The following is a 24811-nucleotide window of genomic DNA, read 5'->3' as shown; positions in this document are numbered from 1 at the left end:
GAGATGCACAGTGAGTCCTACTGGCTCGATACTGCTCCGGCCTTTACCGGTGCCTGCGATGGCGCGGTGGAAGGGCAGGCAGATGTGGTGATTGTCGGTGGCGGTTTTACCGGACTTGCGGCAGCTCGTGCCTTGGCCTTGAAAGGCGCCAGCGTGGTGGTTCTGGAGGCGGGCCGGGTGATCGGCGAAGCCTCCGGACGCAATGGCGGGCAGTGCAATACCGGCGTTGCCCAGGACTATGCTTCGTTGAGCCAGAGCCTGGGTGCCGATCAGGCCCGCGAGTATTACAAGGCTTATGAAAGCGCAGTGCAGAGCGTGGTCGATGTGATCGAGCAGGAGAACATCGCCTGCGACATCAAGCGTAACGGCAAGCTCAAGCTGGCCGCCAAACCCGGTCATTACGAAGGGCTGGCACGCACCTGCGAGCTGATTCGGCGTGAAGTGGATGCCGATGTGGAGCTGCTCTCGGCTCAGGATGTGCGCGCCGAGATCGATTCTGACGAGTTTCACGGCGGCCTGTTGCAGCGCAACGGCGTGCAGATTCATGTCGGGCGTTTTGGCGTGGGGCTGGCCGATGCGGCGGTGCGCCATGGTGCCCGGGTCTATCAGGACGCTCTGGTCAAGGACTGGAAAGCCCGCGGCAACGGCTTTGTGGTCAACACCTCCAAAGGCTCGATCCAGGCCGGGCAAGTATTGCTGGCCACTGGCGCTTGCCAGCATGGCGGTCTGGGCTGGTATCGCCGCCGCATCGTCCCGGTCGGCAGTTTCGTGATTGCCACCGAGGTACTGCCTCAGGAGCTGATCGATCGTCTGTTCCCGAACCGGCGCGCCTACGTCACCAGCCGTCTGATCGGCAACTATTTCCGTCTTACCCCCGATAACCGTTTGCTGTTTGGCGGCCGTGCGCGCTTTGCAATGTCCAACAGCAGTTCCGACGCCAAGAGCGGCAAGGTGCTGCAGGCGGCCATGGTGCAGATGTTCCCGCAACTGGCCCATGTGAAGATCGATTACTGCTGGGGCGGGCTGGTGGATATGACTTCCGACCGCCTGCCGCGTGCCGGCGAACACGACGGGGTTTTCTACTCGATGGGCTACAGCGGCCATGGCGTGCAGATGTCGGTGCACATGGGCCAGGTCATGGCGCAAGTCATGGACGGCAAGGCTCAGGCCAACCCCTGGCGCGACCTGAGCTGGCCGGCGATTCCCGGCCACTTTGGCAAACCGTGGTTTCTGCCGCTGGTGGGGGCGTATTACCGCTATCAGGACAGTCGCTACTGAGTTTTTGTTTCACCGTCGTCGTGTGTGCTTAAAGGACGCTCCGGTCAACCGTGAGCAACTCGGACATTCCCTTTTTCGACAGGTAGAACTGATATGGCTGACAAGAAAAATGATTCCCCGTTGATTTCCGGCCAGGACAGCCTGCGGGTTTTCGAGGGACTCAATCGCGGTCTGTCGCGTCGCGATGCATTGCGCATGCTGGGCGTTGCAGGTGTCATGGCGGCAGGCTCCACCAGCCTGTTCGGTGCGGCGGGGAAAGTGTTTGCCGATGACGATGCGGCCCCGGTGAAAGGCAAGCCGGGCGGACGCATTCGTGTGGCAGGTATGTCCAGCTCCACGGCCGATACCCTCGACCCGGCCAAGGGCGCGTTGTCCACCGACTATGTTCGCCATTTCATGTTCTACAACGGCCTGACCCGTTTCGACAGCCATCTGGTGCCGCATCCGGAACTGGCCGAGAAGATCGAAAACAGCAACGCAACGGTGTGGACCATCACCTTGCGCAAGGACGTCACTTTCCATAACGGCAAGCCGCTGAGCGCCGCCGATGTGGTGTTCTCCCTGTCGCGCCACAAGGACCCGGTGACCGGCTCGAAAGTCATGCCGCTGATGGCGCAGTTCTCCGAGATCAAGGCGACCGGTCCGCTGGAAGTCCAGATCACCCTGAGTTCTCCCAACGCCGAACTGCCGTCGATCCTGGCGGTGTCGCACCTGCTGATCGTGCCCGAAGGTACCACCGACTTCAGCAAGGGCATCGGCACCGGCCCGTTCACGGTCAAGGAGTTCACGCCGGGCGTGCGTTCCGTCAGCGCCCGCAACCCGAACTACTGGAAACCCGGCCTGCCGTATCTGGACGAGATCGAATTCATTGCCATCGGCGACGAGCCATCGCGGGTCAATGCGTTGCTGTCCGGCGACGTGCACATGATCAACGAGGTCAACCCGCGCTCCACCACCCGCATTGCCGCCAGTGCCGGTCACCGGGTCGTGGATGCGCCGTCTGGCAACTACACCGACCTGATCATTCGTCAGGACCAGATGCCCGGCAAGAGCCCCGAATTTACCGAGGCCATGAAGTACCTGCTGGATCGCGAACAGGTCAAGTCTGCGGTATTCCGTGGTTACGCCCGGGTAGGTAACGACCACCCGATTGCGCCTGGTTCGCGCTACTTCAATGCCGACCTGCCGCAGCGTCAGTACGACCCGGAAAAAGCAAAATTCCTGCTCAAGAAAGCCGGGCTGGAAAAGATCACCATGCCGGTGGCGGCATCGCCTGCTGCAACAGGTTCGGTGGATATTGCCGTGCTGCTGCAACAGTCGGCCAAACAGGCCGGGCTGACCCTTAACGTCAACCGTCTGCCCAGCGATGGCTACTGGTCCAATCACTGGATGAAGCATCCGCTGAGCTTCGGCAACATCAACCCGCGCCCGAATGCCGACGTGATTTTCTCGCAGTTCTTCCAGTCCTCCGCGCCGTGGAACGAGTCGGCCTGGAAGAACGATCAGTTCGACCAGTTGCTGATGCTGGCCCGTGGCGAAACCGACGATGAAAAGCGCGGCAAGATGTATGGCGACATGCAGGCGCTGGTCAGTCAGCACTGCGGCATCGGCATCCCGGTGTTCATCAGCAATATCGACGGCGTGGACAAACGTATCCAGGGTTACTCCAGCAACCCGCTGGGCGGCTTCATGGGCTACATGTTCAGCGAGCAGGTGTGGCTGGACGCGTGACAACGGCTGTGGACTGATGCGGGAGCAGGCAGATGAATAGCAACACATTCTGGCTGATCGTCCAGCGCCTGGGCGCTGCGATCGTGACCTTGTTGATTGTTTCCGTGGTGGTGTTCGCCATTACGGCAGTGTTGCCCGGCGACGCGGCGCAAGCCGCCCTCGGGCAGTTCGCGACCCCTGAACAGGTTGCGGCCCTGCGCATCAAGCTGGGTCTGGATCAGCCGGGTGTGGTGCGTTACCTGCAATGGCTGATGAACCTGCTGGGCGGCAACATGGGGGAGTCGGTCTCCAATGCCATGCCGGTGACCGACCTGATCGCCGGGCGTTTTCCCAACACCCTGATGCTGGCGGCTACCACCGCGCTGGTGTCGGTGCCGGTTGCCCTGGCGCTGGGAATCGGCTCGGCCATGGGGCGTGGCGGTCGTCTGGACAGCGCCCTGAGTTTCATCACCCTGGCGCTGGTGGCGGTGCCCGAGTTTCTGGTGGCGACCCTGGCGGTGCTGATCTTTGCCGTGAACCTGGGCTGGCTGTCGGCGTTGTCCTATGCCAGTGATGTCAGCTCGCCGCTGCAGTTCATCCGCACTTATGCCTTGCCGGTGATGACCCTGTGCTGCGTCATCGTCGCCCAGATGGCGCGCATGACCCGCGCTGCCGTCATTGACCAGCTCGACAGCCCATATGTCGAGATGGCCCGGCTCAAGGGCGTCAGCCCCACGCGCATCGTGCTGCAACATGCCTTGCCCAACGCCATCGGGCCGATTGCCAATGCCGTGGCATTGAGCCTGTCCTACCTGCTGGGCGGCGTGGTGATCGTCGAAACCATCTTCAATTATCCCGGCATTGCCAGCCTGATGGTCGATGCCGTGACCAACCGGGACATGGCGCTGGTGCAAGCCTGCACCATGCTGTTCTGCTCGGCTTATCTGGGGTTGGTGCTGCTCGCCGACCTGTGTGCAATCCTTTCCAATCCGAGGCTGAGAACCCAATGAGAGATGTCATTGTGAAGTCGACGCCAGCCGCGCCGGACCTGGCGCTGGGCAAGATATCCCACGGACCCTCCTGGCTGGGCCTGACCGGCGCGGCGATGTGTTTCATATGGCTGCTGGTCGCGGTTTTCGGCCCATGGCTGGCACCTTATTCGGTGGGCGAAGTGGTGTCCGACAACGTGTTCGATGCCATCAGCACCACGCACCTGTTCGGCACCGATTATCTGGGGCGCGACATGCTCAGCCGGGTGCTGGTCGGTGCGCGTTTCACCATCGGCCTCGCCCTGGTTGCCGCAGTTCTTGCCAGCGGTATCGGCACGCTCTTCGCGCTGCTGTCAGTGGTTGCGCCCAAATGGCTGGACGAAATCATCAGTCGGCTCATGGACGCCTTTATCTCGATCCCCAGCAAGATGCTGGCGTTGATCATGGTGTCGGCCTTCGGCTCGTCCATCACTCTGCTGATCTGCACGGCGGTGCTGAGCTTCATGCCCGGTGCCTTTCGCATTGCGCGCAGTCTGGCGGTGAATATCGAGGCGCTGGAGTATGTGCAAGTGGCCCGTACCCGTGGAGAAAGCCGCATTTACATTGCCTGTCACGAAATCCTGCCCAACATGCTCAACCCGGTGATGACCGACCTGGGTCTGCGTTTCGGTTTCATCGTGCTTTTGCTCAGCGGCATGAGCTTTCTGGGGCTGGGCGTACAGCCTCCGGATGCCGATCTGGGTTCGCTGGTGCGTGAGAACATCGGCGGACTCAATCAGGGCGCTCCTGCCATCGTGATTCCGGCACTGGCCATTGGCACGCTGACCATCGGCGTCAATCTCTTCATCGACCGGCTGTCATCAGGCCGCAGTCGCCGCGCAGGAGGTCGATGAGATGAGTGAATTGATCAGTGTGCAAGACCTGCGTGTGGTTGCCAGCGGCGAGCATGGGGAAACCGAGATCGTCAAAGGCGTGAGTTTCGCGCTGGAAAAAGGCGAAGTGCTGGCGCTGATCGGTGAGTCCGGCTCCGGCAAGACCACCATCGCCCTGGCACTGCTGGGTTATGCGCGACGTGGCTGTCGTCTGGCCGGTGGCGTGGTGCAGGTTGGCGAGCACGACATGCTCAGCCTGCCGGAAAGCCAATTGCAGGGTTTGCGTGGCAATCGGGTGTCTTACATCGCGCAAAGCGCTGCCGCCGCTTTCAATCCGGCCAAGCGACTGATCGATCAGGTGATCGAAGGCGCGCTGATTCATGGCCTGGGCAACCGGATGGCGCTGGAAGCCAAGGCCGTCGAGCTGTTCCGTGATCTGGCACTGCCCAACCCGGAGCAGATCGGCCAGCGTTATCCGCATCAGGTGTCGGGTGGTCAGTTGCAGCGGGTCATGGCGGCCATGGCGCTGATCAGCGACCCGTTGCTGGTGATTCTCGACGAGCCCACCACGGCGCTGGACGTGACCACTCAGATCGACGTGCTGCGTGCGTTCAAGCGGGTAGTGCGCGAGCGGGGCGCGACGGCGGTGTATGTCTCCCATGATCTGGCGGTCGTGGCGCAGATGGCGGACCAGATCGTTGTGCTCAACGGCGGGCAGATCATCGAAAAAAGCAGCACTTCGGCGCTGCTCAAAGGCCCTGAAGAAGCCTATACCCGTAGCCTGCTGGCCGCCGCCCGCCCAGATGCAACCTTGAGCCCGCCCAGCGATGTGGCCAGGGACAGTGTGCTGCTGACCATCAAGGGCATGACAGCCGGTTACGGCAAGAAGAACCTGCAAGGCCTGCCGATGATTCGTGTGCTCGAAGACATCGACCTGACCATTCGCCGTGGCCAGGCCATTGGCGTGATCGGGGAGTCCGGTTCGGGCAAGTCGACCCTGGCGCGTGTGGTTGCCGGCTTGCTGGATCCGGCACGCGGCAGCCTGGTATTCGATGGTGCCGAATTGTCCGGGACCCTTGCCGGGCGTACGCCAGAGCAGTTTCGTCGTATCCAGATGGTGTTCCAGAATGCCGATACGGCACTCAATCCGATGCACAGCGTCAGTACCATCCTGGCCCGGCCCCTGAAAATGTACTTCGGCCTCAAGGGCCAGGCCTTGCGCCAGCGTATCGATGAGTTGATGGATCTGGTGCGTCTGCCGCGCGAGTTGGCCGAGCGCCGCCCCAACGAACTGTCCGGCGGGCAGAAACAGCGTATCAACCTGGCCCGCGCCCTGGCGGCCAAGCCGGATCTGATCCTCTGCGATGAGGTGACTTCGGCGCTGGATACCGTGGTCGGCGCAGCGATTCTTGAACTCCTGGGCGACCTGCGGCGCGAACTGGGGGTTTCCTACCTGTTCATCAGCCATGACATCTCCACTGTGCGCGCCCTGTGCGACGACATTGTGGTGATGTACAGCGGCCACAAGGTCGAGGAGGGTAGTTGCGAATCCTTCAGCAAGGCGCCTTTCCATCCTTACACGGACTTGCTGGTGAGTTCGGTACCGGAGCTGCGTCAGGGCTGGCTGGAAGGTTGTTCTTCCCATTGCGGCAAGCTGCCGCCGACCAGTGCCGCCGCCCGTGATACGGACCTGTGCACCTTCCTCAATCGCTGCCCTGTGCGTGTCGAGGGCTTGTGCAACAAGGTTGCGCCGGGGCGTCGCCAGATCGGTGGAGGCAGCGAAATCCTGTGTCATCGTGAAAGCGCCGAACTGCAGGGCGCACAAGAGAACCTGAACATCGTGACCGTGGGAGCCTATGCATGAAAGGGCGTTTCGTAAGGTTGGGCGAGCGTGATCGGCCCACTGTCAGCCTCAAAGTCGATGGCCTGTCCGTCGAAGCCTTGCAGGGTGACACCCTGATGGTCGCCGTGCTGACTCAGGGCGCAGCCTTGCGCCAGTCCGAGTTCGATCCGGGACGTCGTGCCGGCTTCTGTCTGATGGGTGCCTGTCAGGATTGTTGGGTATGGACCCGCAGCGGCGAGCGCCTGCGCGCCTGCTCCAATGAAGTCCGCGAGGGGCTGGATATCGTCACTACACAACCGGAGGCATCATGGCCACTTCACGGTTAGGCGTTGCAGACCCCAAGGCTGCCAGAGTCGTCATCATCGGTGCCGGGCCTGCGGGTACCCGGTGTGCCGAGACGCTGCTGGCGGCGGGTCTCAAGCCGATTCTGATCGATGAAAACCGCCGTGATGGCGGGCAGATCTACCGACGTCAGCCCGAGGGTTTCAAGCGCGACTATGCGGCGCTGTATGGCACCGAAGCGCCCAAGGCCCGCGCGCTGCATGAGAGTTTCGACCGCCTGCGTGCGCAGATCGACTACCGGCCCGACACCCTGGCCTGGAACCTGACGCCTGGCCAGTTGTGCTGTGTCAGCCAGGGTCTGCATACCGTTCAGGATTTCGATGCACTGATTCTGTGTACCGGTGCCACTGACCGGTTGATGCCCATCAAGGGCTGGCAACTGGCGGGAACCTACAGCCTGGGCGGCGCGCAGATTGCCCTCAAGGCACAGTCGGTATCCATTGGCAGCCGGGTCGTGTTCATGGGCAGCGGTCCGTTGCTGTATCTGGTCGCCAGCCAGTACGTGAAGGCGGGGGCCGAGGTGGCGGCAGTGCTCGATACTTCGCCCTTCGGCAAGCGAATCGGCGCACTGCCCAAACTGATGGCGCGTCCGGGGGTGATGTTCAATGGCATGAAACTGCTGGCCCGGCTTTATAGCGCCAAGGTGCCGGTGCATATGGGCGTTCAGCCTGAGCAGATCCTGGGGGATGAGCAGCAAGGCGTCAGCGGCGTGAGGGTGCGCCTGGCCAATGGTTCGTCCCTGACGGTCGACTGCGATGCCCTGGCCCTCGGGTATCACCTGCGTCCTGAAACTCAACTGGCCGATCTGGCAGGTTGCCAGTTGCGTTTCGATCAGGATTCCGGGCAATGGCTGCTGGCCGTCGATGAAGAGGGCCGGACTTCGGTCAAAGGCGTCTACGCCGCAGGCGATGGGGCGAAGATCCGCGGTGCCGATGCAGCCGAGCAGGCTGGGCGTCTGGCGGCCCTGGCCGTGCTGCAGGATCTGGATATACCGGTGGATCCGGGGCGTCAGGCCCAGGTGCGCAAGGATCTGGAAGTCATGGATCGTTTCCGTGTCGGGCTGACCGAAGCCTTTCCATGGCCTGCCGCTCAGGCCCGGGCCTTGCCTGACGATGCGATTGTCTGCCGTTGCGAAATGATCAGCGCGGGTGAACTTCGGGGCGTCGTGCGCCAGAAGGGCGCCTGTGAGGTCAACCGGGCCAAGGCCTTCAGCCGGGTTGGGATGGGGCGCTGCCAAGGGCGTTATTGCTCCCAAGCGGGCGCTGAAGTGATTGCTGCCGCTGCGGGTGTGCCGGTCGAACAGGTCGGACGGCAGCGCGGGCAGGCGCCGGTCAAACCCTTGTCCATGCTCACAGATGAGGTGGTGTCATGAAGCAGCCGAAAGTCGATGTGCTGATCATTGGTGGCGGGATCATGGGGTCGTCTTCGGCCTTCTTCCTGCGCCAGCGCGGCCAGTCGGTGACCTTGCTGGAGCGCGACATGATTGGCCAGTACGCCAGTGGCGTTAACTTTGGCAACGTCCGTCGTCAGGGCCGTTTTCTCGGTCAGCTGGAACTGGCCAACCGCTCCTGGGGGCTGTGGAAGCGCTTGCCGGAACTGATCGACGACGATCTGGAGTTCATTCCTTCGGGGCATATGCGGGTCTGTTACCGCGAAGATGAAATCCCGGAACTGGAAGCCTATGCCGCCGCGCCCGAAGCCCGGGAGCTGGATCTGCGAATCTACAGTGGCAAGGAGCTGCATGAGCGTTTCCCGTTCCTGGGGCCTGACGTGAAAGGTGGCTCCTACGCGCCGCACGACGGTCACGCCAACCCGCGTCTTGCCGCACCGGCCTTTGCCCGTGCCGCGGTTCGGGCCGGGGCGCGGATCGAGGAGCGTACCGAGGTCGCCCATGTGCAAAAGGTCGGTGGCGAGTTTGAGGTCAGCACCACCGATGGCCGGATCTTTACTGCCGACAATCTGCTGATCACCGCGGGCGCCTGGGGGCAGAAACTGTCCGAACAGTTCGGCGAGCCGGTTCCGCTAGAGACCAATGGCCCGCAAATGGCAGTGACCGAACCTGTGCCTTACGCGCTGCCGACAGTGATCGGCGTCTACACAAAGATTGCCCATGAGGTGATCTATTTCCGGCAGATCCCTCGGGGCAACATCATTATCGGCGGTGGCTTTCGCAGCAAACCGGACATGATCAACCGGCGCGCCTACGTCGAGCCGCGCAGCATCATCAATCAGGTGCAACAGATGCGCCGGTTGCTGCCGGGCGTGGGTAATCTGAACATCATTCGGGTGTGGAGCGGCATCGAAGGCTATACGCCGGATTCGCTGCCGGTCATGGGCCGTAGCGGCGCGGTGGACGGTCTGTTCTATGCCTTCGGCTTCTGCGGTCACGGCTTCCAGCTCGGTCCGGGCGTGGGTGACGTGATGGCCGAGCTGATCAGCACCGGGAGCACCACCACGTCCATTGGCTCTTTCGATATTCGTCGTTTCGCCCTGGCCGACCAGCAAGCGAGTAAAGCCTCATGACGCCCCGTGCACTGGAAATTCTCAAGCGCCTGATTGCCTTCGATACGGTGTCGTCGGAGTCGAACATGGCGCTGATCGAATACGTTCGCGACCTGCTGGCGGGCAAGGGCATCGAGTCGTTGATCGTCAAGGACGAAACCGGCAAGAAGGCCAACCTGTTTGCCAGTACCGGCCCACGGCAACAGCCGGGCGTGCTGCTGTCCGGCCATACCGACGTGGTGCCCGCTGTCGGTCAGGCCTGGACCGTGCCGCCGTTTGAAGCGACGGTACGCGACGGACGCATTTATGGCCGTGGCACCTGCGACATGAAGGGCTTCATTGCCCTGGCCATCGACGCCATGCTCGATGCGGCGGACATGACCCTCAGTCGACCGCTGCAACTGGCGCTGTCCCACGATGAAGAGATTGGCTGCGTCGGCGTGCGGCGCTTGCTGGATGTGCTGCATCTGGCCCCGTTACGGCCCTTTCTGTGCGTGGTCGGTGAGCCGACCCTGATGCAGTTCGCCATCGGCCATAAGGGCAAAAGCTCCTATCGCACCTACTGCCGTGGACAGGAAGCGCATTCCTCGCTGGCTCCGCGCGCGGTCAACGCGATTCATCTGGCCAGCGATTTCATTGCCGAACTGCGCAAGAGCCAGACACTGGTCGAGCAACAAGGCGCGCGGGACGAAGGCTATGACATTCCTTACAGCACCGTGCATATCGGCCGTATCGACGGCGGCAAGGCGCTGAATATCGTGCCGAACCTCTGCACCCTGGAGTTCGAGTACCGCAACCTGCCGGGGGATGACCCCGATCTGCTGCTGGCGCAATTGCGGGAGCGTGCCGAAGTGCTGGTGCGCGAGGCCCGGCAACTGTCCGGCGTGGCGGACATCGAAATTGAAATCATGAACGAGTACCCGGCGCTGGAAACGCACCCCAGTGTCGAGGCCGTGCGCCTGCTGCACTCCTTCGCCGAGCCTGGAACGCAGCACATCAAGGTTTCCTATGGCACCGAAGGTGGCCTGTTCGCCGGACGACTCAATGTGCCGGTGGTGGTCTGCGGGCCGGGTTCCATCGAGCAGGCCCACAAGCCCGACGAGTTTATCGAGGTCAGCCAGATGACCGCTGGCGAACGTTTCCTGCAGAGTCTGCTGGGTTCGTTGCGGCAGTAGAGGCTGCCGTGGGGCGGCGAATTTCAGCATCCGACACTGCTGGTTCGCCGCTTTCAGCATCCTGGACTGTGGCGGCTGCTTAGACTGGCAGTCATCCCGGAACAGGACTCGATCATGCTCAAGAATCAGTTGAAAGACCCCAGCCTGCTGGTGGAACGCGCCTACGTCGACGGGCAGTGGATTACCGCCGATGACGGTGCAACCCTGACCGTGACTGACCCGGCAACGGGTGAAAGCCTGGCGCAGGTTCCGGCCCTTTCGGGCGCAGAAACTCGTCGCGCCATCGAGGCTGCCGAACGGGCCTGGCCGGCCTGGCGCGCACGTCCTGCTGCCGAGCGTGCGCTGCTGCTGGAGCGCTGGTGTCAGGCCATGCTCGACAACCTTGAAGACCTGGCGCTGATCATGACCCTTGAGCAGGGCAAGCCGCTCAACGAGTCCCGAGGTGAAATCCGTTACGGGGCCAGCTTCGTCAAATGGTTCGCCGAAGAAGCCCGCCGCTCTTATGGCGAAACCATCCCGACGCCCAGCGCCGACCGCCGTTTGATGACCCTCAAGCAACCGGTGGGTGTCTGCGCGGCGATCACACCCTGGAACTTCCCCAATGCGATGATCACCCGCAAATGCGCCCCGGCACTGGCGGCGGGTTGCCCGATTATCGTCAAACCGTCGGACCTGACGCCGCTGTCGGCCCTGGCGCTGGCGGTGCTGGCCGAGCGGGTGGGGATTGCGGCGGGTGTGTTCAACGTCATTACCGGTTTGCCCACCGGGATTGGCGAAGAACTGACCGGCAACCCGGTGGTGCGCAAGATTTCCTTTACCGGCTCGACGCCGGTAGGCCGTTTGCTGATGCGCCAGAGTGCCGAGCACATCAAGCGCCTGAGTCTGGAGCTGGGTGGCAACGCGCCGTTTATCGTGTTCGATGATGCCGATCTGGAGCAGGCCGTGGCCGGCATCATGCTCAGCAAATTCCGTAACGCCGGGCAGACCTGCGTCTGCGCAAACCGCATTCTGGTACAGGACGGTATCTATGACCGTTTTGCCCAGCGGCTGGTGGAAGAGGTCGCGAAACTCAAGGTCGGCAACGGTCTGGAGGAAGGTGTCACCATTGGTCCGCTGATCAATTCGGCGGCAGTCAACAAGGTTGCCCGGCACATCGATGACGCCCTGAGCCAGGGTGCGAAGCTGCTGTTCGGTGGTCTGCCGGATGGCGATAACCAGTTCGTGCAACCGACGGTCCTGGGCGATACCCATGCCGGAATGCTGCTCGCCAACGAAGAAACCTTCGGCCCGGTCGCCCCGCTGATGCGCTTCAGTGACGAAGCCGAAGCCCTGGCCCTGGCCAACGCGACGCCTTACGGACTGGGTGCTTATTACTTCACCCAGGACCTGCGCCGTTCATGGCGCTTTGGCGAGGCGCTGGAGTTCGGCATGGTCGGGCTCAACACCGGAATCATCTCCATGGAAGTCGCGCCCTTCGGCGGGATCAAACAGTCAGGCCTGGGCCGCGAAGGTTCGAGCTACGGACTGGACGAATATCTGGAAGTGAAGGCGTTTCATGTGGGTGGGCTGTAGGTCTGGTTCCGATCAGTGGGGCATGGCTGTCACTTGCGGGAGGGGCCTTGGCCGCGACGTTTGCTGAAGGCAACACATTTTCAGCGCCGCGTGAAAGTTGCCAGCAAGCTGCCTCCCACAAGGTGAGTTGATCGGCATCAGGTTGTAGGCCGTTTTACCGCTCGATGCAGGACGGCGATTGTTTTCTCCTGCCGGGCAGAACACCGGTTGCAGTGCTTCAGAGCGGTGGGCGATAGTTCGGCTCCATGGATTCAGGAGCCATCACACCCATGTTGAAAACTCTGGCCGTTGCCAATTACCGCTCGATCAATAGCCTGATTGTGCCTTTGGAGCGGCTCAATCTGGTTACGGGCGATAACGGGAGCGGCAAGTCCAATCTCTACAAGGCTTTGCGGCTGCTGGCGGAGACGGCTCAGGGCGGTGTGGTTGAAGCCCTGGCCCATGAGGGCGGACTCGATTCGACCTGGTGGGCCGGTCCTGAAGTCATAAGCTCGCGCATGAAAAGAGGTGAGGTGCCGCTGGAGGCGTCCGTGCGACGGGAGTCGAAACGCCTGCGCCTGGGGTTTGCCACCGAGGACTTCGGTTTTGCCATTTCCCTGGGGCTGCCTGAACCACTTCCATACCCGACCGCGTTCATGCTGGACCCGGAGATCAAGCGGGAATGCATCTGGGCCGGGCCTCTATACCGACCGGCTTCATTGCTGGTGGATCGCAAGGGGCCGATGATCCGGGCGCGTCAGGGCCGTGACTGGGAAATCCTGCAACAACATGGACAACCCTTCGACAGCCTGTTTGCGCAACTGGGCAGCCCGAGAAACTTTGCCGAAATCGCCGAAATGCGGGCGCTTATAACGGGCTGGCGCTTCTATGACCATTTCCGTATCGACCGGGACGCTCCGGTTCGCCAGCCGCAACTGGGCACCCGCACGCCGGTGCTGAACCATGATGGACGAAACCTGGCAGCGGCTTTGCAGACCATCATTGAAGTGGGCGAAGTGGAGGATCTGCAGCAGGCGCTTGAGGATGCATTTCCCGGCACCCGGCTGGAAATCGATGCAACGCCTGGAGGGTTGTTCAGCCTGCTCTTTCATCAGCACGGGCTGCTTCGCCCCCTGACGGCGGCCGAGCTTTCGGACGGGACACTGCGTTATCTGCTGCTCATGGCCGCACTGCTGACGCCTCGACCACCGTCGATGATGGTCTTGAACGAGCCGGAAACCAGTCTGCATGTCGATCTGCTGCCAGCACTGGCGCGGCTGATCATCCGTGCTTCGCAGCGCTGTCAGGTCTGGGTGGTGTCTCACTCGAGCATCCTGATCAGGGAGCTGAGCCGCCATGAAGACTGCCAGAAGATCGTCCTGCAAAAGACTTTGGGTCAGACAGAAGTACAAGGCCAGGGGCCGCTGGATGCGCCCGCCTGGCATTGGCATGATTGAAACAGGCAGGAGCGCGCTTGCCCTGGGCGGCACGCTCCTGCATGACGTGCGTATGAGTGCCGATCAGTTACTGATCGACAGAATGCTCGCCTGATACGCACCCACGAAGATGTCGAAATCCACGACTTCTTCGGTTTCTTCCAGTTCAGCCTGTTCCGCAATTGAGGTCTTTGCCAGTTCTTCGAACTGTGCCTGATCTTCTGCGCTCAGCGGGTGATTGCGGAAGTATTCGGCATGCTTCTGACTCTGACGGAACGAGAAGGCGGTGAAGCCTTCTTCATTCTCCCGCATGCTGGCCAGCACTTGTGCCGAAGGCGTCAGTGACGGGTCATCGATCTTCGCCTGCTGGGCTGCAATCGACCGGATGTGCTCGTCGCTGTTCTGGGCCTTGTCCAGCAACCGGGCCAATGGCGTGATTCTCTCCAGAAGCTCGGTTGCCCAGGTTTTCAGCTCGATACTCGAATGATCGCGCTGCAATGTCAGGCCCGGACGACGACCTTCCTTGACCACGGACAGGAAGTTGGAGCCCGCGTTGGAGCATTCGTGGCTTGCCAGTTGCGGGCTTTCTTCAAGGGCACAGAACAGGATGAAGGCATCGATGAAGCGGGCCTGTTCCAGATTGATACCGGTTGGCAGGAACGGGTTGATGTCCAGGCAGCGGACCTCGACGTACTGCACTCCACGGGCCATCAGCGCCTGGATCGGACGTTCGCCCGAATAGGTCACGCGCTTGGGGCGAATGTTGGAGTAATACTCGTTTTCGATCTGCAACACGTTGGTGTTGAGCTGTATCCACTCGCCATTGCTGTCGTGGGTGCCGGTTTCCACATACGGCGCGTAAGGCGTTGCCACCGCTCTGCGCAGGCTGTCGGTGTAACTCACCAGATCGTTGTAGCACGGCGTCAGGTCGGCCTGCGCCTTGCTCTGATAACCCAGATCGCTCATGCGCAGGCTGGTGGCGTAGGGCAGATACAGCGTATCGGCGTCGAAATGCTCCAGCTGATGGGCGCGGCCACGCAGGAAACCGGCGTCCAGTGCCGGCGAAGCGCCGAACAGGTACATCAGCAGCCAGCTATAGCGTCGGAAGTTACGGATCAGTGCGATGTAGGAATGCGACTGGTAATCCCGGGAGTCGCCGTCGAAGTCTTCGGTCTGCTTGAGCAGTGACCAGACGTCCTCCGGCAGCGAGAAGTTGTAATGAATCCCTGCAATGCACTGCATGGTCTTGCCATAACGCAGCGCCAGACCCTTGCGGTACACGTACTTGAGCTTGCCGATGTTCGAGGTGCCGTAATAGGCAATCGGAATATCTTCTTCGGCCGGCAACGGGCACGGCATCGAAGGGCTCCAGAGAAACTCATCGTTCAGCTTGCTGTAGGCGAAGCGATGAATCCTGTCCAGGCTGTCGAGGGTCTGTGCGGGATCTGTCAGGGCCGGAGTGATGAACTCCAGCAGCGATTCGGAATAATCGGTGGTGATCAGTCCATTGGTCAGTGCTGCACCCAGAGATTGCGGGTGGGGCGTCTGTGCCAGACGTGCCTGGTCGGTAACGCGCAGGCATTCTCGCTCGATACCGTGCAGGCACTGCTCCAGCAGAGAGAGGTTGTTACGCTCGCCAAGAAGAGCCAGGCGGCGGTTGAGAAATTCGCTCAAGGTGGATTCCTTCACGCATCGGTCGCCCCAATATGGGGGTGGACAGAACGGTCTACAAGGGTGAAGAAAGGAACTGGCGTTGTCGCCTGGTCGGGTCTTTAACGCCTGCTCACGATCACGGCTCTTTGTCGTATGACCAAAAAATGGGTTCGACACCACGCTAATGGTGCCGAAATTACCCCAAATCGGTTCTATAGAGCTAGCAAGTGATTGCTTCCATCACACTTTCGTAAAAGTTTAGATGACAGCGAAGGTGCCTTGCGCCTTGGCGACCAGTTTATCGTCCTGGACCACTTCGGCTTCGACGACCAGTGTGCGGCGTCCGGCGTGAAGTACCTTGGCGATGCATGAAACCTCGCCTTCGGACACGCCGCGTACATAGTTGATCTTGCATTCGATGGTGACGCTGCGCTGGTCGAAACCATGGGAGCTGGAACAGGCCAGCCCCATGGCGATATCCACCAGACTGAAGATCGCCCCGCCGTGCATCGCGTTGCCCCGGTTGCGCAGATGCGCCTCCAGGGGTAACGCGACTTCGGCGACGCCTTTACCAAGACGCCGCAGCTGGCAGCCGAGCATCTTGAAGTAGGCGCTGTGGGTCAGGTCTTGCGGAATATCCATCAACGCTTCTTCAACTGTTTGGCATTGGCGAACAGCGAAGCCATGGCGTTATTGGCCGGAGCTGCGGCGGTGGTTTCCTTGCGAGGCGCACTGCCTTGCTGGCGCGGGGCGGAACCCGGACGCGGACCACGGGCACCGTCGATCTTCTCGCCCGGGGTGTCGCTCATGCGCATCGACAGACCGACGCGCTTGCGCGGGATGTCGACTTCCATGACCTTGACCTTCACCACGTCGCCGGCCTTGACCGCTTCACGCGGGTCCTTGATGAACTTCTCGGACAGCGCCGAGATATGCACCAGACCGTCCTGATGCACGCCGATATCGACGAAGGCACCGAAGTTGGTGACGTTGGTGACCACACCTTCGAGGATCATGCCCAGTTGCAGGTCCTTGAGGTCTTCGACGCCATCCTGGAACTCGGCGGTCTTGAACTCCGGACGCGGGTCGCGACCCGGTTTTTCCAGCTCTTGCAGGATGTCGGTGACGGTGGGCAGACCGAAGGTTTCGTCGGTGAACTTCTTCGGGTCCAGACGCTTGAGGAAGCTGGCGTCGCCGATCAGGGAGCGAATGTCGCGGTCGGTTTCAGCCGCGATGCGTTGTACCAGCGGGTAGGCTTCCGGGTGAACGGCAGACGAGTCCAGCGGGTTTTCGCCATTCATGACGCGCAGGAAGCCGGCAGCCTGCTCAAAGGTCTTTTCACCCAGACGGCTGACTTTTTTCAGCGCGGCGCGGGTCTTGAAGGCACCGTTGGCATCGCGGTGGGCAACGATGTTCTGCGCCAACGTGGTATTGAGGCCGGAAATACGCGCCAGCAGGGCCACCGAAGCCGTGTTCACGTCGACGCCGACGGCGTTCACGCAGTCTTCGACCACCGCATCCAGGCCGCGGGCCAGCTTCAGTTGCGAGACGTCGTGCTGGTACTGGCCGACACCGATGGATTTCGGATCGATCTTCACCAGTTCGGCCAGCGGGTCCTGCAGGCGACGGGCAATGGAGACGGCACCACGGATCGACACGTCCAGGTCCGGGAATTCCTTGGCGGCCAGCTCGGAAGCCGAGTACACCGAAGCGCCCGCCTCGGACACCATGACCTTGGTCATTTTCAGGCCTGGATATTTCTTGATCAGTTCGGCGGCCAGCTTGTCGGTTTCGCGGCTGGCGGTGCCGTTGCCGATGGCGATCAGGTCCACCGAATGCTTGGCGCAGAGTGCAGCCAGTACGGCGATGGTCTGATCCCACTGGTTTTTAGGGACGTGCGGGTAGACGGTGGCGTGGTCGAGCAGCTTGCCGGTGGCATCGACCACCGCGACCTTGCAGCCTGTGCGCAGGCCGGGGTCCAGGCCCAGAGTGGCACGCGGACCGGCCGGAGCGGCCAGCAGCAGGTCGTGCAGGTTGTGGGCGAATACGTTGATCGCTTCGGTTTCCGCCTTGTCGCGCAGTTCGCCCAGCAGATCGGTTTCCAGATGGCTGTAGAGCTTGACCTTCCAGGTCCAGCGCACGACTTCGGCCAGCCACTTGTCGGCCGGACGGTTCTGGTTCGGCAGGCCGAAGCGCTCGCCGATCATCAGTTCGCACGGGTGCAGGGTGCCCGGCAGTTCTTCGCCGACTTTCAGTGCCGAGCTGAGGAAGCCTTCGTTACGGCCACGGAAAATCGCCAGGGCGCGGTGCGACGGCATGCTCTTGAGCGGTTCGTCGTGCTCGAAATAGTCGCGGAACTTGGCGCCTTCTTCTTCCTTGCCCGGTACTACGCGGGCGCTGATCACGGCTTCCTGCATCAGGAAGCTGCGCAGTTTGTCCAGCAGGGTGGCGTCTTCGGCGAAGCGCTCCATGAGGATGTACTTGGCGCCTTCCAGCGCAGCCTTTACGTCGGCCACGCCTTTTTCGGCATCGACGAAGCGTGCGGCTTCGGTTTCCGGGGTCAGGGACGGATCGTTGAACAGACCGTCCGCCAGTTCGCCCAGGCCCGCTTCAAGTGCGATCTGGCCTTTGGTGCGGCGCTTCTGCTTATAAGGCAGGTACAAGTCTTCGAGGCGGGTCTTGGTGTCGGCAAGGTTGATGTCACGGGCCAGTTCCGGGGTCAGCTTGCCTTGCTCTTCGATGCTGGCAAGGATGCTGACGCGGCGCTCGTCGAGCTCGCGCAGGTAGCGCAGGCGCTCTTCCAGATGGCGCAGTTGCGTGTCATCGAGGCTGCCGGTCACTTCCTTGCGATAGCGGGCAATGAAGGGAACGGTCGAACCTTCATCCAATAGTTCCACGGCCGCTGCGACCTGTTGAGGGCGCACGCCCAGTTCTTCGGCGATGCGGCTGTTGATGCTGTCCATAAGACCACCTGGAGTTGTGAGCAAAAAACTGGATTCTGTACAAAAAACTGTCTTGCCTGCCCGTCGCTCGCCAGCCTTGTCACAATGCCGGCGAACCGCCATAGTCAGGCACTGCCCGACTTTGAGGGCCGCGCAGTATACCCGGCCAGGTCCAATTATGGGATTGGCCGGATAATGCGAGCAGTTTGGATGCTGTAGAAGCACTCATTTATGTAGGCTCCAGTAAAATCTGCTAACAATGCACACGGTGCGCATCACCGCAGCTACGCCATAATGCGCCCCGAGATCAAAGGAGCATCCGATGAGCAGCACTGCACCAAATGCTGAAGGCGAAAAAATCCTGATCGTCGATGACGATCCGGGGTTGAGCAGCCTGTTAGAGCGTTTTTTCACCAGCAAGGGCTATCGTGCCCGCGCGGTGGCAAACGTCGAACAAATGGACCGTTTACTGTCCCGTGAGGTTTTCAACCTCGTGGTTCTGGACTTGATGTTGCCCGGAGAAGACGGCCTGTCTGCTTGCCGTCGTTTGCGTGCAGCCAACAATCAGGTGCCGATCATCATGCTCACTGCCAAGGGCGATGAGCAGAGCCGTATCAAGGGGCTGGAGCTGGGTGCAGACGATTATCTGGCCAAGCCTTTCAACCCGGACGAGCTGATGGCCCGCGTCAAGGCGGTCCTGCGTCGTCAGGCCGCGCCGGTGCCCGGTGCGCCTGGCAGCGAAGACGAGTCGGTCAGCTTCGGTGACTACGTATTGTCCCTGGCGACCCGCGAACTCAAGCGCGGCGATGAAGTGCACATGCTCACCACCGGTGAGTTTGCGGTACTCAAGGCGCTGGTCATGCATGCTCGCGAGCCGCTGACCCGCGACAAGCTGATGAATCTGGCCCGTGGCCGCGAGTGGGATGCTCTGGAGCGCTCCATCGACGTGCAGATTTCCCGTCTGCGCCGCCTTATCGAGCCCGATCCGTCCAAGCCGCGCTATATCCAGACAGTCTGGGGCGTGGGTTATGTGTTCGTTCCGGATGGAACCGGAAACCGCTGACAGGTCGCTTGCCAGCGCAGAGCACCGAAGTCCTTGCCACATGCGTCGATAGCCTGAACGGGTTATCGACGTTTTGGTTTTCACGTTCGTACCATGGACTGGGCCACGATCGGCAAATTTGCGAGCCTGGCTCGCCCTGCAAAGTGTATAGCTGCAGTTATGAAGACTCCGCTCTGGTTTCCGCAAAGCTTTTTCTCCCGCACCCTCTGGCTGGTGCTCATTGTCGTGCTGTTTTCCAAGGCGCTGACGCTCGTCTATCTGTTGATGAACGAAGACGTACTGGTCGACAGGCAGTACAGCCATGGTGTCGCCCTGACTCTGCGTGCCTACTGGGCTGCGAACGAGAACGATCGTGAAGCGATTGCCGAAGCTGCCGGCCTGATTCGTGTGGTGGGCGGCGGCGTGCCGGAGGGCGAGCAGCACTGGCCTTACAGCGAAATCTATCAGCGCCAGATGCAGGCCGAACTGGGTGCCGATACCGAAGTGCGGCTGCGCGTCCATGCGCCTCCGGCCCTCTGGGTTCGTGCACCGAGCCTGGGGGATGGCTGGCTGAAAGTGCCGCTGTATCCGCATCCGCTTCGCGGCCAGAAGATCTGGAACGTGCTGGGCTGGTTCCTGGCCATCGGTCTGTTATCCACCGCATCGGCGTGGATTTTCGTGCGTCAGCTCAACCAGCCCCTCAAGCGTCTGGTGTTTGCCGCTCGCCAGTTGGGGCAGGGGCGCAGTGTGAGGTTGCCGGTCAGCGATACGCCCAGTGAAATGACCGAGGTTTACCGCGCTTTCAACCAGATGGCCGAGGACGTCGAGCAGGCCGGGCAGGAGCGGGAATTGATGCTGGCAGGTGTTTCCCATGACCTGCGCACCCCCCTGACCCGTTTGCGTCTGTCGCTGGAACTGATGAGCGACGAGAACGAGTTCACCGAAGGCATGGTCCGGGATATCGAGGATATGGACGCCATTCTCGACCAGTTCCTGGCTTTTATTCGCGACGGTCGCGACGAGGAAATCGAAGAAGTCGACCTCAGTGATCTGGTGCGTGAAGTGGTCGCGCCGTTCAATCACCCGGATGAGCATATCCGCCTGTGTCTTGAGCCGATTCCGCCTTTCCCGCTGCGCCGGGTTTCCATGAAGCGCCTGCTGACCAACCTGATCGGCAATGCCATGCACCACGCCGGCAACGGCATCGAGGTCGCGGCCTATGTGTCCGGCGATACCAACGCGCCTTATGTCGTGCTGAGCGTGCTGGACCGTGGGGCCGGTATCGATCCTTCCGAGCTGGACATCATCTTCAACCCGTTCATCCGGGGCGACCGTGCCCGCAGCGGCAAAGGCACCGGCCTGGGGCTGGCCATCGTCAAGCGGATCGCCGCCATGCATGGCGGCAATGTCGAGTTGAGAAACCGTTCAGGTGGCGGGCTGGAAGCCAGGGTGCGCTTGCCGCTGGGCTTGATGCTGCCAAGGGATGCAGTCTGATCTGCGCAGGAGCGAATTCATTCGCGAATGAATTCACTCCTGCCTGTAAGGGCTTTCAGGCAAAGTCGTGCTGACGCCAGGCCTCATAAACGGCGACGGCCACGGTGTTGGACAGGTTCAGGCTGCGGCAGCCTTCGCGCATGGGGAGGCGCAGTCTCTGTTCGCTGGTCAGCGAGTCGAGAATATCGGCTGGCAGGCCACGACTTTCGGGGCCGAACAGGAAGGCATCGCCCTTCTCGAAGCTGACGTCGTGGAACGGGCGCGAGCCTTTGGTCGTAAAGGCGAACAGCCGCGGGTTACCGATCTTTTCCAGACACGTGGGCAGGTCGGCATGGGTTTGCAGCGTGGCATACTCGTGATAATCGAGGCCGGCCCTGCGCAGGCGCTTGTCGTCCAGCTCAAAGCCCAGGGGCTCGATCAAATGCAGGGTGCAGCCACTGTTGGCGCATAGCCTGATCACATTGCCGGTATTCGGCGGAATTTCTGGTTGAAAAAGGATGACGTGAAACATGCACGGCTCCGAACGAAGGGACGGGATGCATTCTACCCCCGAAGAGGACCCCAGGCCGAAGCTATGGCCAAGAGTTCTTGGTTCGATGGCGATTGTCGGCTTTACCATCGGGATGATCATTGGCCGTCTGCAGCAACCTGCACCTCTGGAACTGGAGCAGATCGAGGAATTGCCTACGGGGCTGGCGCTCTGGTTCAACGAGCAGCCGCAGATTCAGGGCGATCATGTCGACGGAACAGTCGTCCTGCGTTTCGAGTCGTGGGGGCGGCCATGGAATGGTCAGTTGCGCATCGACAACAAGGTTGCGCGCTGGAAGCTTGAGCGAAACGGGAAGGATCTGGTGCTGACCCTGCTGGCGGCCCGTCCTCTGCATGGCGACTGGAGCGCTGCAGAAGTGGACGGGCGCTGGAGACTGGAGGTCAGTCTCCGGGAGCAATAAAAGAGGGGAATCCCCGGCCTGCCTGTACCAAGGTCCCCAAAACTGGTGATGTATAACCTAATGCAGGGCGCGTGCCAGTTTTGAGGATTTTTGTGTCTTGCCCTTGTTTCCTGTCTCAAACCCTTGTGTGAAAGGGCTTTTGAGGAAGAGTAGAACGCTTTTCGATTCAGGCGAAGTGACTTTCTCGGCAATGCTCCGGCTTCAATAAAGCACCAGAATGGTGCGCTTCATGAAGGTTGTGCGCTAATTGCGGCGTTCGTCAGTGATTCTGACCGTGCCACGGCACCAGTTTGCGTTGCAGCGCCCGCAAGCCCAGCTCCATGGCGAAGGCGATCACGGCAATTACCAGAATCCCCAGGATCACAATATCCGTGACCAGGAACTGCGCGGCTGACTGAACCATGAAGCCCAAGCCACTGGTGGCCGCGATCAGCTCGGCTGCCACCAGGGTCGACCAGCCGACCCCCAGCCCGATCCTTATGCCCGTGAGAATGTCCGGCAAGGCGCTGGGCAGGATTACATGGCGGATCAGTTGCCTGCGGGTAGCGCCCAGCGATTGCGCGGCTCGCAGTCTGGCTGGGTCCACGGTGCGTACACCGGTTGCCGTGGCAATGGCGATGGGCGCGAAAATGGCCAGATAGATCAGCAAAACCTTGGAAAACTCACCGATTCCGCACCAGATGACAATCAGCGGCAGATAAGCCAGCGGTGGAATGGGCCGGTAGAACTCGATCAGCGGGTCGAAGATGCCGCGGGCGATACGGTTGTGGCCAATGGCGATACCTACCGGAATGGCGCTGAGAATCGCCGCTCCCAAGGCCAGGCCGATACGTTGCAGGCTGGCACCCAGATGCTGCCAGAGATTCGAGTCCATATAGCCTGTGGTCAGCAGCAGCCAGCCTTTCTGCAGAACGTCGGAAGGCGGCGGCAGGAACAGCGGCTCGATCCACTGGGCAGCGGTCACTGCCCACCACAGGCCCAGCAGGACCGATAGCGTCAGGATGCTGATGGCGCGGGTGCTCAGCTTCAATTGCAGCGCAGCACGGGTTGTTTTTCCTGTGCCTGTCTTGGCCGGGCTCTCCAGTTCGTAGCTGCTCATGCGCGCTGCTCCCGTGCGAGGTTGCGTTGGGAAAAGACACTGGCCAGGACATGTTCGCGGGTTTCGATAAAGCGCGGGTCTGATTTGATTGCCCGTGCCGACTCTCCGGCACTGTAGCGTTGCCCGAAGTCCAGTTGCAGGCGTTCGGCAATATGACCGGGATCGGGAGCCAGCAGGATCAGGTCGGTGGCCAGGAATACCGCCTCTTCGATATCGTGGGTAATCAGGAACACCGGTTTGGCGGTGCGTCTCCAGACTTGCAGCAACAGCTCCTGCATCTGCTCGCGGGTGAAGGCGTCCAACGCACCGAAAGGCTCGTCCATCAATAACACCCGTGGATCGGCTGCCAGTGCGCGGGCCAGGCCGACGCGCTGTTTCTGTCCGCCCGACAATTGCCAGATGCGGCGCTGCTCGAAGCCGGCCAGATCCACCAGTGCCAGCATCTCCCGGGCTTTCGCTTCGCGCTCCGGGCGCGGGACCCCGGCCAGTTCCAGGCCAAAGGCCACATTGGCCAGCACGTCCTGCCAGGGCAACAGCGCATCGTCCTGAAACACCACGCCGCGATCTGCGCCCGGACCTTCTACAGCAATGCCGTCGAGGGTGATGCGGCCGGCGCTGGGCCGGACGAAGCCTGCAATCAGATTGAGCAATGAGGTTTTGCCACTGCCGGACGGGCCAAGGGCGACCAGCAGTTGCTGCGGCCCCAGGCTCAGGTTGATGTCCGCCAGTACGGGCTTTGCCGCACCGGGGTACTGTGCGCTTATGCGCTCCAGCTGCAATAGAGCCATGGGGTTTGCCTCATTCTCTGTCTGATGGGTTATTGAGGAATGAAACTGGCACTGGTGTAGGCCGAGTAATCCGGCAGCACCGCATCGACCTTGCCCTGTTCTTTCAGAAAGGCAGCGGTCTTGGTGATGGCTTCGATGGTCGGTGCGCCCAGCAATGTTTTCTGGTCGGCCGCCAAGGGGTAAACGTTGCCTTGCAGCAGCGCCGGAATGTCAGTGGTCTTGGCGCCGGACAGCTTGCTCAGCTTGTCGATATTGCTGCTATTGGCGATCCAGGCAGCGGGGTCCTGGCGGTAGCTGGCGTAGGCATCCAGGGTCACCTTGGCGAAGGCGCTGACCAGTTGCGGGTTCTTGGCCGCGAAGTCTTTGCGCACGATCCAGGCATCGAAGGTCGGTGCGCCGACCTTGGCCAGTTCGCCGGAGGTGATCAGCACCTTGCCGGTTTCCTTGGCAACGCCCAGTGCCGGGTCCCAGACGTAGGTGGCATCGATATCGCCGCGCTTCCAGGCTGCAGCAATGGCGGGCGGTGCCAGATTCACGATGGTGACCTTGGCCGGATCGATGTTCCAGTGCTTGAGCGCGGCCAGCAGGCTGTAATGGCCTGTGGAAACGAAGGGCACGGCGACTTTCTTGCCGACCAGATCCTGTGGCTTCTCAATGCCCGAGCCATTGCGGGCCACCAGCGCTTCCGCGGCCCCGATCTGGGTCGCGATCAGAAAGGTTTCCACTGGCAGCTTGCGAGTGGCTGCGGCAGTCAGCGGGCTGGAACCGAGATAACCGATCTGCACATCGCCGGACGCGATGGCGGTGATGACGTCTGCGCCGTTCTCGAACTTGCGCCATTCGATTTTCGAGTGGGTGGCGTTCTCATAGGCGTTGTCGGCCTGGGCAACCTTGGCGGGATCGACGGTGGTCTGGTAAGCGACAGTGAAGTCGGCGGCCTGGGTCAGGAAAGATGCGCCTGTCAGCGACAAGGCCGCCAGAAGGCGCAGGGAGAAGTGCAGTTTCATGGTGATGCTCCGTATCAGGCGGGCCGGGGACTGGCTGGCTACGGAGCGTAAATGATCTAAGAATTCAGAAATAAATAACTTTTTTGAATTAGCTTATGAGCTGAAAACGAGACTTTTCCTGACTGTAGTAGGAGCGCG

General features: G+C 61.3%; 21 protein-coding genes. 14 read left to right on the top strand and 7 right to left on the bottom strand.

Annotation, left to right across the window (positions count from 1 at the left end):
* The first annotated feature begins 3 nt into the window (after positions 1 to 3).
* From JSY17_RS18360 to JSY17_RS18310, 11 genes are all read left to right on the top strand, one after another.
* The gene (locus JSY17_RS18360) at positions 4 to 1278 is read left to right on the top strand and encodes an NAD(P)/FAD-dependent oxidoreductase (RefSeq protein WP_206402710.1); all 1275 of its coding nucleotides are present in this window, start codon (positions 4 to 6) and stop codon (positions 1276 to 1278) included.
* 93 nt (positions 1279 to 1371) lie between these two features.
* On the top strand, positions 1372 to 3009 hold the full coding sequence (locus tag JSY17_RS18355) for an ABC transporter substrate-binding protein (protein WP_117167497.1): 1638 nt from the start codon (positions 1372 to 1374) through the stop codon (positions 3007 to 3009).
* 32 nt (positions 3010 to 3041) lie between these two features.
* Complete coding sequence (locus JSY17_RS18350; RefSeq protein ID WP_025262410.1) at positions 3042 to 3998, top strand: ABC transporter permease; 957 nt, start codon at positions 3042 to 3044, stop codon at positions 3996 to 3998.
* On the top strand, positions 3995 to 4870 hold the full coding sequence (locus JSY17_RS18345) for an ABC transporter permease (protein ID WP_117183156.1): 876 nt from the start codon (positions 3995 to 3997) through the stop codon (positions 4868 to 4870). Before JSY17_RS18350 ends, JSY17_RS18345 begins: the two co-directional genes overlap by 4 nt.
* Before the next feature lies 1 nt (position 4871).
* A complete protein-coding gene (locus tag JSY17_RS18340; RefSeq protein ID WP_117183157.1) occupies positions 4872 to 6713 on the top strand; it encodes an ABC transporter ATP-binding protein in 1842 nt (613 codons plus the stop codon).
* Complete coding sequence (locus JSY17_RS18335) at positions 6710 to 7018, top strand: (2Fe-2S)-binding protein (RefSeq protein WP_206402711.1); 309 nt, start codon at positions 6710 to 6712, stop codon at positions 7016 to 7018. The genes JSY17_RS18340 and JSY17_RS18335 overlap by 4 nt, the downstream gene beginning before the upstream one ends.
* On the top strand, positions 7000 to 8406 hold the full coding sequence (locus JSY17_RS18330; RefSeq protein WP_206402712.1) for an FAD/NAD(P)-dependent oxidoreductase: 1407 nt from the start codon (positions 7000 to 7002) through the stop codon (positions 8404 to 8406). The genes JSY17_RS18335 and JSY17_RS18330 overlap by 19 nt, the downstream gene beginning before the upstream one ends.
* A complete protein-coding gene (locus tag JSY17_RS18325) occupies positions 8403 to 9557 on the top strand; it encodes an NAD(P)/FAD-dependent oxidoreductase (protein ID WP_206402714.1) in 1155 nt (384 codons plus the stop codon). Before JSY17_RS18330 ends, JSY17_RS18325 begins: the two co-directional genes overlap by 4 nt.
* The gene (argE, locus tag JSY17_RS18320; protein WP_206402716.1) at positions 9554 to 10711 is read left to right on the top strand and encodes an acetylornithine deacetylase; all 1158 of its coding nucleotides are present in this window, start codon (positions 9554 to 9556) and stop codon (positions 10709 to 10711) included. Before JSY17_RS18325 ends, argE begins: the two co-directional genes overlap by 4 nt.
* A 114-nt stretch (positions 10712 to 10825) precedes the next feature.
* Positions 10826 to 12283, top strand: a complete 1458-nt coding sequence (locus JSY17_RS18315; protein ID WP_206402718.1) for an NAD-dependent succinate-semialdehyde dehydrogenase — start codon at positions 10826 to 10828, stop codon at positions 12281 to 12283.
* A 269-nt stretch (positions 12284 to 12552) separates the two neighbouring features.
* Entirely contained in the window at positions 12553 to 13719 is a 1167-nt protein-coding gene (locus tag JSY17_RS18310; protein ID WP_206402720.1) for an AAA family ATPase, read from the top strand.
* Positions 13720 to 13782: 63 nt separating this feature from the next.
* On the opposite strand, the gene gshA is transcribed toward JSY17_RS18310, so the two are convergent.
* The 3 genes from gshA to JSY17_RS18295 form a co-directional block, all read right to left on the bottom strand.
* On the bottom strand, positions 13783 to 15372 hold the full coding sequence (gene gshA, locus JSY17_RS18305; RefSeq protein WP_117183164.1) for a glutamate--cysteine ligase: 1590 nt from the start codon (positions 15370 to 15372) through the stop codon (positions 13783 to 13785).
* Between the two features lie 237 nt (positions 15373 to 15609).
* Complete coding sequence (locus JSY17_RS18300; RefSeq protein ID WP_206402722.1) at positions 15610 to 15993, bottom strand: PaaI family thioesterase; 384 nt, start codon at positions 15991 to 15993, stop codon at positions 15610 to 15612.
* Positions 15993 to 18314, bottom strand: coding sequence for a Tex family protein (locus JSY17_RS18295; RefSeq protein WP_206402725.1), 2322 nt, complete (start codon positions 18312 to 18314; stop codon positions 15993 to 15995). Before JSY17_RS18295 ends, JSY17_RS18300 begins: the two co-directional genes overlap by 1 nt.
* A gap of 301 nt (positions 18315 to 18615) precedes the next feature.
* Here JSY17_RS18295 and ompR point away from each other — a divergent pair, with 301 nt between their 5' ends.
* Positions 18616 to 19356 (top strand): osmolarity response regulator transcription factor OmpR, encoded by a 741-nt coding sequence (ompR, locus tag JSY17_RS18290; RefSeq protein WP_117167510.1) that lies wholly within the window; start codon positions 18616 to 18618, stop codon positions 19354 to 19356.
* 159 nt (positions 19357 to 19515) lie between these two features.
* On the top strand, positions 19516 to 20829 hold the full coding sequence (locus tag JSY17_RS18285) for an ATP-binding protein (protein ID WP_117167511.1): 1314 nt from the start codon (positions 19516 to 19518) through the stop codon (positions 20827 to 20829).
* A gap of 55 nt (positions 20830 to 20884) precedes the next feature.
* Here the strand turns inward: JSY17_RS18285 and trmL are convergent, their stop codons facing one another.
* Complete coding sequence (gene trmL / locus JSY17_RS18280; protein WP_117183167.1) at positions 20885 to 21340, bottom strand: tRNA (uridine(34)/cytosine(34)/5-carboxymethylaminomethyluridine(34)-2'-O)-methyltransferase TrmL; 456 nt, start codon at positions 21338 to 21340, stop codon at positions 20885 to 20887.
* Here trmL and JSY17_RS18275 point away from each other — a divergent pair.
* Positions 21339 to 21779 carry a hypothetical protein gene (locus JSY17_RS18275; RefSeq protein ID WP_117167513.1) on the top strand — a complete coding sequence of 147 codons (441 nt, stop codon included), beginning with the start codon at positions 21339 to 21341 and terminating at the stop codon, positions 21777 to 21779. The two genes, trmL and JSY17_RS18275, sit on opposite strands and share 2 nt — an antisense overlap.
* A gap of 259 nt (positions 21780 to 22038) precedes the next feature.
* Here the strand turns inward: JSY17_RS18275 and tauC are convergent, their stop codons facing one another.
* The 3 genes from tauC to tauA are packed head-to-tail and all read right to left on the bottom strand — an operon-like array spanning position 22039 to position 24673.
* Positions 22039 to 22878, bottom strand: a complete 840-nt coding sequence (gene tauC / locus JSY17_RS18270; protein ID WP_200979479.1) for a taurine ABC transporter permease TauC — start codon at positions 22876 to 22878, stop codon at positions 22039 to 22041.
* On the bottom strand, positions 22875 to 23666 hold the full coding sequence (gene tauB / locus JSY17_RS18265) for a taurine ABC transporter ATP-binding subunit (protein WP_122370587.1): 792 nt from the start codon (positions 23664 to 23666) through the stop codon (positions 22875 to 22877). The genes tauC and tauB overlap by 4 nt, the downstream gene beginning before the upstream one ends.
* A 29-nt stretch (positions 23667 to 23695) precedes the next feature.
* The gene (gene tauA / locus JSY17_RS18260) at positions 23696 to 24673 is read right to left on the bottom strand and encodes a taurine ABC transporter substrate-binding protein (RefSeq protein WP_117183170.1); all 978 of its coding nucleotides are present in this window, start codon (positions 24671 to 24673) and stop codon (positions 23696 to 23698) included.
* Between the last annotated feature and the right edge of the window lie 138 nt (positions 24674 to 24811).

It is taken from the genome of Pseudomonas capsici (assembly GCF_017165765.1).
Lineage (GTDB): Bacteria > Pseudomonadota > Gammaproteobacteria > Pseudomonadales > Pseudomonadaceae > Aquipseudomonas > Aquipseudomonas capsici.
This window is presented reverse-complemented; position numbering and strand designations above follow the sequence as displayed.

Bases quoted from the DNA above. Each gene is read 5' to 3' on its own strand.
- JSY17_RS18295 (WP_206402725.1), bottom strand. From the start codon at position 18,314: ATGGACAGCATCAACAGCCGCATCGCCGAAGAACTGGGCGTGCGCCCT.
- JSY17_RS18360 (WP_206402710.1), top strand. From the start codon at position 4: ATGCACAGTGAGTCCTACTGGCTCGATACTGCTCCGGCCTTTACCGGT.
- ompR (WP_117167510.1), top strand. From the start codon at position 18,616: ATGAGCAGCACTGCACCAAATGCTGAAGGCGAAAAAATCCTGATCGTC.
- JSY17_RS18350 (WP_025262410.1), top strand. From the start codon at position 3,042: ATGAATAGCAACACATTCTGGCTGATCGTCCAGCGCCTGGGCGCTGCG.
- JSY17_RS18335 (WP_206402711.1), top strand. From the start codon at position 6,710: ATGAAAGGGCGTTTCGTAAGGTTGGGCGAGCGTGATCGGCCCACTGTC.
- trmL (WP_117183167.1), bottom strand. From the start codon at position 21,340: ATGTTTCACGTCATCCTTTTTCAACCAGAAATTCCGCCGAATACCGGC.
- JSY17_RS18275 (WP_117167513.1), top strand. From the start codon at position 21,339: ATGCACGGCTCCGAACGAAGGGACGGGATGCATTCTACCCCCGAAGAG.
- JSY17_RS18300 (WP_206402722.1), bottom strand. From the start codon at position 15,993: ATGGATATTCCGCAAGACCTGACCCACAGCGCCTACTTCAAGATGCTC.
- argE (WP_206402716.1), top strand. From the start codon at position 9,554: ATGACGCCCCGTGCACTGGAAATTCTCAAGCGCCTGATTGCCTTCGAT.
- JSY17_RS18310 (WP_206402720.1), top strand. From the start codon at position 12,553: ATGTTGAAAACTCTGGCCGTTGCCAATTACCGCTCGATCAATAGCCTG.
- tauC (WP_200979479.1), bottom strand. From the start codon at position 22,878: ATGAGCAGCTACGAACTGGAGAGCCCGGCCAAGACAGGCACAGGAAAA.
- tauA (WP_117183170.1), bottom strand. From the start codon at position 24,673: ATGAAACTGCACTTCTCCCTGCGCCTTCTGGCGGCCTTGTCGCTGACA.
- JSY17_RS18315 (WP_206402718.1), top strand. From the start codon at position 10,826: ATGCTCAAGAATCAGTTGAAAGACCCCAGCCTGCTGGTGGAACGCGCC.
- JSY17_RS18325 (WP_206402714.1), top strand. From the start codon at position 8,403: ATGAAGCAGCCGAAAGTCGATGTGCTGATCATTGGTGGCGGGATCATG.
- JSY17_RS18285 (WP_117167511.1), top strand. From the start codon at position 19,516: ATGAAGACTCCGCTCTGGTTTCCGCAAAGCTTTTTCTCCCGCACCCTC.
- tauB (WP_122370587.1), bottom strand. From the start codon at position 23,666: ATGGCTCTATTGCAGCTGGAGCGCATAAGCGCACAGTACCCCGGTGCG.
- JSY17_RS18345 (WP_117183156.1), top strand. From the start codon at position 3,995: ATGAGAGATGTCATTGTGAAGTCGACGCCAGCCGCGCCGGACCTGGCG.
- JSY17_RS18340 (WP_117183157.1), top strand. From the start codon at position 4,872: ATGAGTGAATTGATCAGTGTGCAAGACCTGCGTGTGGTTGCCAGCGGC.
- JSY17_RS18330 (WP_206402712.1), top strand. From the start codon at position 7,000: ATGGCCACTTCACGGTTAGGCGTTGCAGACCCCAAGGCTGCCAGAGTC.
- JSY17_RS18355 (WP_117167497.1), top strand. From the start codon at position 1,372: ATGGCTGACAAGAAAAATGATTCCCCGTTGATTTCCGGCCAGGACAGC.